Source organism: Myroides sp. DW712 (assembly GCF_046557355.1).
Lineage (GTDB): Bacteria > Bacteroidota > Bacteroidia > Flavobacteriales > Flavobacteriaceae > Flavobacterium.
Map to the genome: position 1 here is coordinate 1 of NZ_JBKFDO010000029.1, position 7,982 is coordinate 7,982.

Annotated in this window: 9 protein-coding genes; 2 read left to right on the top strand and 7 right to left on the bottom strand. The window is 35.9% G+C overall.

All coding sequences use genetic code 11. The features are described from left to right. From ACLJX0_RS15195 to ACLJX0_RS15205, 3 genes are all read right to left on the bottom strand, one after another. A partial coding sequence (locus ACLJX0_RS15195) for a phage integrase N-terminal SAM-like domain-containing protein (RefSeq protein WP_410881666.1) occupies positions 1 to 234 on the bottom strand: 234 nt, incomplete at its 3' end. Then, positions 231 to 1,112: a tyrosine-type recombinase/integrase gene (locus ACLJX0_RS15200; RefSeq protein WP_410881667.1), complete on the bottom strand. Its 882-nt coding sequence runs from the start codon at positions 1,110 to 1,112 to the stop codon at positions 231 to 233. The genes ACLJX0_RS15195 and ACLJX0_RS15200, both read right to left, overlap by 4 nt. Before the next feature lie 172 nt (positions 1,113 to 1,284). Then, on the bottom strand, positions 1,285 to 3,567 hold the full coding sequence (locus ACLJX0_RS15205) for a CHC2 zinc finger domain-containing protein (protein WP_410881668.1): 2,283 nt from the start codon (positions 3,565 to 3,567) through the stop codon (positions 1,285 to 1,287). 140 nt (positions 3,568 to 3,707) lie between these two features. Between ACLJX0_RS15205 and ACLJX0_RS15210 the strand changes: the two genes are divergently transcribed. Together ACLJX0_RS15210 and ACLJX0_RS15215 are read left to right on the top strand one after the other, a co-directional pair. Continuing rightward, positions 3,708 to 4,073 (top strand): helix-turn-helix domain-containing protein, encoded by a 366-nt coding sequence (locus tag ACLJX0_RS15210; protein ID WP_410881669.1) that lies wholly within the window; start codon positions 3,708 to 3,710, stop codon positions 4,071 to 4,073. A gap of 55 nt (positions 4,074 to 4,128) precedes the next feature. After that, a complete protein-coding gene (locus ACLJX0_RS15215) occupies positions 4,129 to 4,641 on the top strand; it encodes an O-acetyl-ADP-ribose deacetylase (protein ID WP_410881670.1) in 513 nt (170 codons plus the stop codon). A 31-nt stretch (positions 4,642 to 4,672) separates the two neighbouring features. Here the strand turns inward: ACLJX0_RS15215 and ACLJX0_RS15220 are convergent, their stop codons facing one another. The 4 genes from ACLJX0_RS15220 to ACLJX0_RS15235 form a co-directional block, all read right to left on the bottom strand. Further along, entirely contained in the window at positions 4,673 to 4,960 is a 288-nt protein-coding gene (locus tag ACLJX0_RS15220) for a hypothetical protein (RefSeq protein WP_410881671.1), read from the bottom strand. Positions 4,961 to 4,962: 2 nt separating this feature from the next. Then, positions 4,963 to 6,381, bottom strand: a complete 1,419-nt coding sequence (locus ACLJX0_RS15225) for an RHS repeat domain-containing protein (protein WP_410881672.1) — start codon at positions 6,379 to 6,381, stop codon at positions 4,963 to 4,965. A 219-nt stretch (positions 6,382 to 6,600) separates the two neighbouring features. Continuing rightward, entirely contained in the window at positions 6,601 to 7,074 is a 474-nt protein-coding gene (locus ACLJX0_RS15230) for a hypothetical protein (protein ID WP_410881673.1), read from the bottom strand. A 5-nt stretch (positions 7,075 to 7,079) separates the two neighbouring features. Next, entirely contained in the window at positions 7,080 to 7,802 is a 723-nt protein-coding gene (locus tag ACLJX0_RS15235) for a hypothetical protein (protein ID WP_410881674.1), read from the bottom strand. Positions 7,803 to 7,982 lie beyond the last annotated feature (180 nt).

Here is a 7,982-nt window from a genome sequence, read left to right on the forward strand (position 1 = left end):
GGCGCGCTTTTCAATGTGTTGCAGGTAACGATAGTAGATCTTGATGGCAAAAAGGTGATTGCGAAGGGTTTTGGGATGCAGGTTCTCTTTGCGAAGGTGAGCGATGTACTGTAAAATGTCTTGGAGGGTGGCTGTCTCCGCTTTGCCGTTCTGGTAATTAATAAAACGCTTAATTAGGTTGGGCAAGCCTTTGGTTTTATAGTGGGTTTCAAGGTATTGTTCTAGAGTTATCATGATTCATCTTGCAAGGGTTTAAGTTGGGTGGAGTCAATATGGGTGTAGATCTCAGTGGTTTTTAACTGGTCATGTCCTAAAAAATCGCGTACCTGTTCCAGTTCCATGCCCTGGGCTAAAAGATGCGTAGCAATGGAGTGTCTCAAGCTGTGTACACTGATTTTCTGTATCCGTTCAGCGTCGATGTTGATGGTTTTAAGTAGGCGTTTGAGCAGCTGGTTATAGGTCCACTCCTGCATTCGTCTACCTTTAGTGTTAACGATTAACGCTGGTTCAGCGGTGGGTTCTTGAGCTAGATAATGAATAAAATCAGCTTGCATCTTTGCCGTAAAAGGAATAATTCTGCGTTTGTTGTTTTTGCCCTTGGGAACTAAGAGTAAATTTTCCTTCAGGTAGACATCTGCTTTGTTCACGGCTACTAGTTCTGATACTCGAAGACCACAGCCATAACTCAGGTGCAGAATGACTCTTTCTTTGAGCGTGGCTATTTGGTAGAGTTGTTGTACTTCCCTTTGGCTTAAGATTTCTCGTACAAAATCATCGACTGCTTTGCTCTTGGGGAGATCGAGTTGTAAGAGGTAATTGGTTTTCTTCAGCTCAAATAAAAAAAGATAAAACAGTGCTATACAACGCAGATGATGTTGGATGCTGCTGCCTTTTAATAGACCAGTTCCCTTGATCTTATTGGGGCGATGTTGTAAATAGACATAATACTGCTTAACATCGCTTTCGGTTATAGCTAAAAAATCTTTCTGGATAAATCCTAAAAAATGACACACATTCAGGTAGCGGTTTCTCGAGGTTTCTTCCTGATACCCCTTAATCACTAAGTAATCGTAAAATTGTTTTAAGGTATTCTCTATTTCTCCGCTTTTCATTATAACCTTTTTAACCGTTATGACCCTTTTGCTTACTCTTCCTTTTCAAATTTTGGGTCGCTAGATGACTAACTACTCATTTTCAACGATTTAAAACCAACTAATCAGGGTTCTAGTGACCAACTAGCGAACCATTAGCGACCCAGCGGTGGTTCATATCGTCGTTTTACTATCATAGTTGTTGTTTTAAGACTTCGATTTGATTCATCAGATAATCCTTAATCTCCATTCTAAGCTTCTGATGATTATCCCAATAGCTGATTTTGTATTTGATTCCTTTATTGGCATAACCTCCTGTTTGCTTGAGGTATTCCAGTTCTAAAAGGCTGTTGATATACCGTTGCACCTGGGTTTTGGACAGTCCGAACTCCTGGCGGATTTCACGCTGTAAAAAATCCTGGTTCTCGTTTTTTACGTATTTCTTCAAGCGTTCAAAAAACTGTCTTAATGAACCGTCCAGTTCATCTACTTTTAAAACAATACTCTCAAAAAGGATTTCAGTGGCTTGCTCTATATCTTCGATCTCAGTAATTAAATGGCCTGCGGGTGCTACCCGCCGATTATACTGATTTAAAAAAGTAACTTGTTTGATCACCGCTTGGTACATTTCATTGAGCCGTCTGATCTTGTGTACTTTGTCGGGGAGTTGCAACTTAGTGGCATACGGATTTACTACTTCATACACTTTTAATTCTCGAACGATCTTTTGGATAAAACCGATCGCCTTCTGACTTTGATTGGAGTCGATTTCTCCGGCATTTCTTCTATTTTGATAGTCGATAATACGCTGGGTTTGCGCTTTGCTCTCATCTACGGCAATCAAAAAGGATCGGCTCATATTGTCTTCATAGGTTTCTCCTTTAGTTGTGGCGGATAAACTGCTAAACTGTCCTTTGACGATTTTATGAGAAGATTTATTATTGCCCTTTTTATCCTTGATGGTCACCGAACTTCTCAGCACTTGATTACTGATAAACTCCCGCAAGGCATACAGTGCATCTTCTTTGAGTCCATCTAGATCTTCAATGATAATCACCTTTTCAAACAAATCGAACTCCCCCCAGTTGTACAAGCTACTCTCGGTTATACGGGTAAATCTTAAAACGTCTTCCTGAGGCAGTAAATCCGCGATTCGACTGATAATATGCGTTTTACCACTGCCGCTACTTCCCTGTACCAAAGCATGCAACGGACTTTTATTGACATAGCTGATGATAATTAAAAAAAGCAACATCCGACTGTTTTCTTCGCCTACAATACCTGCCTTACCAATCAAGTAATTTAACTGTTCTAATAGATGATCTTGCTTTAAAAAGTCTATTGATGAACAACTATTAGTACTTATTTTTTCTTTAAGTGGTTCAGTTATTTGTCCATCAGTTGAAAAAATAAGTGCTGTTCTCTTAGCCAAAAGTTCCTCAAAAATGCTTTCATCGTGTCCCTGTAACGTTTCATTGATGTCTTTACCTATTGCAGTAACTGTGGTAAGCTTTAAACTCGGGTAGTCCAATTTCAGCATAGAACCATATTTCTGTACCGCCGCTCTACCCGCATCGTCATTATCAAAAAAGAAGATCACTTCTTCGAGTTGTTTTAATTCTTTAATTGCCTCTTGGTGTTCTGCGGTTAATCCATTGGTTCCATAACAAGCTAAAACACTGTACTGCTCTGTTATCGCATGGATTTGCAACAAGCTTGCTGCATCAATGATACTTTCAGTTAAAATCAACTGCTTCGTATTGGCAGCAGGATAACCAGGATAAAGTCCTTTTCTGTTTTTTAAATAGTAATGGCGGGTAGCACCCGCAGGCAATTGATTTTCCTTTGGGGTTAACGTACTGCGGAAGTATAAACCAGTGACTGCATTTTCTCTATTTTTCAACGCAAAGACAATACACCATTTGCCAAAAACACTATAAGCCTTCGCCCCTGTGCGTCCTAAAATGTTTTTATCTAACAACAAGCCGTAGTCCAAGCATTGCTTAATTAAGGTTTCATCTTTGCGTGTGCCATGGTGGAACTGACCGGTATTATAACCGACCTCGATTTTCTTGTAATCTAAACCTCGTTGTTGTAAATAATCCCTTGCTGGTTTGCTGTTATTTACTGCATTCTTAAAATACTGATACATATTCCCTAAAAAGTCAGAGGCTGGTGACCAATTGTTTTTCCCTTCTTCTTGAACACCTAGTATCGCTTTGCATTTGTTGATCGCTTGCGCTTTAGTAGCGTTTTCCTGATGCATCACAAAATCGATCACATCCATACTCTTGCCATGGGTTTTGCAGTTGCTGCTAAAGCAATAAGCCGTTTGCGTTTTGTAATACACCTGCATACTCGGGGTTTTATCCTCGTGGAACGGACAGTGCAAGCGACTTTGCTTGTCGGGCTTCAAGCCGTAATAATGCAAGACCATTGCTATACTTAATCGCTCTTTTATCTCGCGTATTTCCATAACTAATTTTTTTTATGCGATTTCTTCGATTACAAATATAAAATATATTTTACTTTATCGCATAAACTAAATTTAATTATTCGCAACTATTTTCCAATAACGCACTTTTATGTATTTTTGAGTGTATAAAATTTTGACAAATGAGTATAGGAAGAATCGTTAAAAAGATCAGAGAAGATAAGGGATTGATGCAAAAAGAAGTATCTTCCTTTCTCAATATTGGCAACAGCAACTACAACAAGCTGGAAAACGGACACAGAGAACTATCGGTCGATGAGCTACAAAAACTAAGTAAACTCTTTAATCTGACTGCTGATCAGATTCTAAACTACGAAAACATTATTCCTGAAGAAGTAACCCTTGAAGATAAACCTGATTTTGAAAAATTACACCTAATCAACCAATTAGACGAGGAAGACAGACAAACGGTATTTAAAATCATTGATACCATGCTAACCAAAAAGAAGTTTAAAGACTTCTTTAATAAAAATATCGCAACGCTGTAAACGACTTTAGCATAGATTATAGTCTTATTTTAAAAATCTAATATTTTAATTCAACATGATTAAAGTAATTAAAGGTGATATAACCACAATAAAAGTGGATGCAATTGTAAATGCTGCAAATACTTCTCTACTTGGTGGTAGTGGTGTTGACGGAGCGATACATAGAGCAGGTGGTAACGAGATACTTTATGAATGTCAAAAAATAAGGAATAAACAAGGAGGATGTAAAGTTGGTGAAGCCGTTATAACTACGGCGGGGAAACTTCCTGCAAAATTCGTAATTCATACAGTAGGTCCCATGTGGAATAACGGTAATAGTAATGAGGAAAAATTATTAACAACTGCATATTTAAATAGCCTAAAACTCGCATTAGAGAATCAGGTACAAACTATTTCTTTTCCAAATATAAGTACTGGTATTTATAAATTTCCAAAAGAAAAAGCCGCTCAAATCGCTTTTAAAACAGTTTCTAAATTTTTAGCAACAAACAATAATATAAAAACAGTTTTTTTTGTATGTTTTGATGAAGAAAACTACAACATATACCATAATCTTATAAAGAAATAAAGCCCCAATGTTGGGACTTTATTTCTTTATACTATAATAATTGTTCTAATTTCCTAAAAATCTCTTGCTTCTCCTTTTCTTGATGTGATTCTAAAAGTACATTTAATATTTCTACCTCCGCTTCAAAATCCCAAACAAAAACCCCTATCCATCCAAGACTCCAAAAATCTATATTACCACCAATCTTTTTTGAATTAAACTCTATTTGATTCAAAGAACCTAAATCTCCTTCATTAAAAAATTTATATTCCAAATCATATCCTTTTAATTTAGTAGAAAATTCACTTTTAAACCATTCTACATCTATAACATTTTTCATAACTACTTAACTTTAAGAATTGGGGAAAGACTTTTAATTTTAGGAAGTAACTCTCCTCCTTGCTTCTGTAATGCTCCTTGCATTGCTTTACTTGAATTTGGTCCTAAAACTTTAAACCAATTCGATTGGCCTCCTTGTAAAAGACTATTTTTCGCTACTTCAAATTCTACATACACTGAACCTTTAACTGCAGCATTAAATGCCTCAGTTCCACCTGTTGCTACAAAAGTTTGCCCTCCAGCTCCTTCCACCATACGCCCTGTTTTAACCATCATATCATATTCAGCTTTTGACATCCAGCGTCCTACAGTAATCATTCCTTTATTAGTAACCCCCTTTGTACTACTAAATAAACCAAACAACCCACTAAATCGTGCAGAAGGCATTGCTAAACCAATATTACTACCTACAGCATGAGCATAATTATCATACGATATAGTTGGATCCCAAATTCCTAAATTTGTCCATTCCTGAATTGCTTGCTCCTCTTTAAGTCGAGAAGTTACTATGTCAATCTGTTTATCTCGTACTCTTTCCTCTTTTGTTTGTCCCTTAACAGAAATCACAATCTCATCTAGAACTGTCATATCTTCGGTCTTTGCTGATGAGCTAAATGTGTTTTTAACTGCTGACCACGCTCTTGAAAACCATCCTCCTCCTTCTCCTGTTCCTTCTGCACTCATCCCCGTAGGATCCACCAAATTAATCGGATTGTTGTGTACATAATGGTACGGATTCCATCCTGGGAATTGTTCCGCCAACGGATCCACATTCATCCATCGACCGATAGCCGCATCATAATTCCTTGCACCGTAATCATAGAGATTCAATCCTAACTCATCTTGCTTCTCTTTGCCATTATATTGATACTTATAATGTTCTCCAATCGTATTATTCTTCTCGTTGTATCCACTATGAGCCAATCCAAATGGATAGTAATTCGTTTCTTCAATGATCTCACCAACGTCAATCTTGTCGTTTCTATTTGCATCCGAATAGCTTAAACGGACATTACCGAGGTGGTCACGGTATTGGTATACATAGTTTTGTGTTTCTGCATTGAAATACCCCTCTGCGGTAGGAAAGAATAGTAATTTCCCCATAAAATATTGGAAACCATCCAAATAATTCACAGTAAAACCACCTCCTCCTTGGGTTACTACTTTATTTATTTTCTCACCTGTCGCTGTATAAAGATAAGTGATTTTCCCTCGATCGAATAGAATTTCCACAGGTAAATTCAAATGGTTGTACTTGATTCCCGTAATTCCTTTGTTTCGGTCTACTTTTAAGTTGCCAAATTCATCGTAGTCGTAGTGTTTCACTGCTGTACTGCCTTGCTTGAATCCATCGGTATTGTTGGAACTTTCCACTACCTTTTGGAGCTTATTGACTTCATAACTGTAGGTCAACTGATCCATATCTAAGGCAATCTAAAAATTCCAGATGATAAAAAAATGTAGTCATGGAACTGCTTGATTCCTTCCTTAAACAAACTAAACTGCAAAGTATTATGTAAAATAAAACCCGCTAATCAAGGACTAGCGGGTTTGTTGTTTATAGTTACACAATTTTTGAATAATGACAATCTATCTTTTTTTCACAAATCTAAAATCCATAAACAAAAGATAACAAAATAACTAAGCAACATCTTCTATATAATAATATCTCAAAGCAAAAAAAATCAAACAATAAAAATTCAACTCTTTATTTTGTTCTACAAATTCAAAATGATAAGATGAATTAAAAAAATCATCCATTTTCCCAAGCACAGTACCTCTCTCTTCATTATTAACAATAAAATCACCTTTCACTTTTAATGAAAATAAATTATTACTAGTTTTAACGGTTATTTTATACTTTTCACCATTAATCTTTGTGATTAAATAATCCGATTTCTTGTCTTTTTCAAAAATAATATTGTTAATAATTCCCTGATCTAATATTTTCATTAATTTAAAGCCTAACAAAGGAAATACCCTACATTTAATCAACATATTATTTTCTATATCTACAATTTTCAAAATGGAAAAAAGTAGATAATCATTCCTTTTTAAAGTAAATATTTTTTTATCATTATAATAAAAATTTCCTTTTTTTAAATAATATTTCACTCTTATTAATTTTCTTTTTTTGTCAAACCAACTTTAATTCTCAAATCAAGGCCTATAATAGCTTTCACTCCAATAGCAATATCTGTAGTGTAATCATTATTTGAATTTCCTCTAGCTCTAGCTCTTACTGCTGTTCCCATTTCATTTAGTAATGTCCCTTTTTTAGCGCTCCAAAAATTAGCTTTAGGTCCAATATTTCCGGACCATATAGCCTCTCCATTATTTGCATAATATTGAATTATATCACCTCCGGGAGGAGTCATATGAGGAGTTATATAATTGACACTTCCTCCGATTGATAGATTTGTTTCTTTAATTCCTATTCCTGCTCCAAGGAAATTATGTCCCCTACCATCTCCCCATTCAGCATAAAAACCAGAATTATTCTCCTCTTGATTACTCCAACCTGTTTTTCCTATATCAGTTGTTATCAAGCCTCCTTCAACTCTACCCCAACTCGTTTTTACTCCTACTTGCAAGCCTATACTAGCTTTTCCTTCAACTTCAAAAACAGGTCTTCCGGCATCTCCTTTTATACTGTTATAAATGAAAGACATATTTAATCCTTGATTTCCACTCTCATCTTCATAAGAAGAATGATTTGTATAATAATATTCTTTACGTTCTTCATTATACATAATATCACTACTACTATCATCTCCATTCCATAATTTATGCCACCACGCTCCAAATTTTGTCTCAAAAAGGCCTGTAGGGTCCGTATACATCACTGGATTATTAAACGAATATCGATATGGTGTCCAATTAACAGCCTGCTCCGCCAACGGATCCACACTCTTCCACATCTACTCCTTCTTTTTCTCGCGCGAACTCAACTTTTGTTTTCAAAGACCAACTGTCCATATAAAAATAAAGTTTATTTCAATTGAAAAAAATAATAACTCACT

Excerpts from the sequence above, each read along its gene's own strand:
- ACLJX0_RS15200 (WP_410881667.1), bottom strand. The coding sequence starts at position 1,112 with ATGAAAAGCGGAGAAATAGAGAATACCTTAAAACAATTTTACGATTAC.
- ACLJX0_RS15205 (WP_410881668.1), bottom strand. The coding sequence starts at position 3,567 with ATGGAAATACGCGAGATAAAAGAGCGATTAAGTATAGCAATGGTCTTG.
- ACLJX0_RS15210 (WP_410881669.1), top strand. The coding sequence starts at position 3,708 with ATGAGTATAGGAAGAATCGTTAAAAAGATCAGAGAAGATAAGGGATTG.
- ACLJX0_RS15215 (WP_410881670.1), top strand. The coding sequence starts at position 4,129 with ATGATTAAAGTAATTAAAGGTGATATAACCACAATAAAAGTGGATGCA.
- ACLJX0_RS15220 (WP_410881671.1), bottom strand. The coding sequence starts at position 4,960 with ATGAAAAATGTTATAGATGTAGAATGGTTTAAAAGTGAATTTTCTACT.
- ACLJX0_RS15225 (WP_410881672.1), bottom strand. The coding sequence starts at position 6,381 with ATGGATCAGTTGACCTACAGTTATGAAGTCAATAAGCTCCAAAAGGTA.
- ACLJX0_RS15235 (WP_410881674.1), bottom strand. The coding sequence starts at position 7,802 with ATGTATACGGACCCTACAGGCCTTTTTGAGACAAAATTTGGAGCGTGG.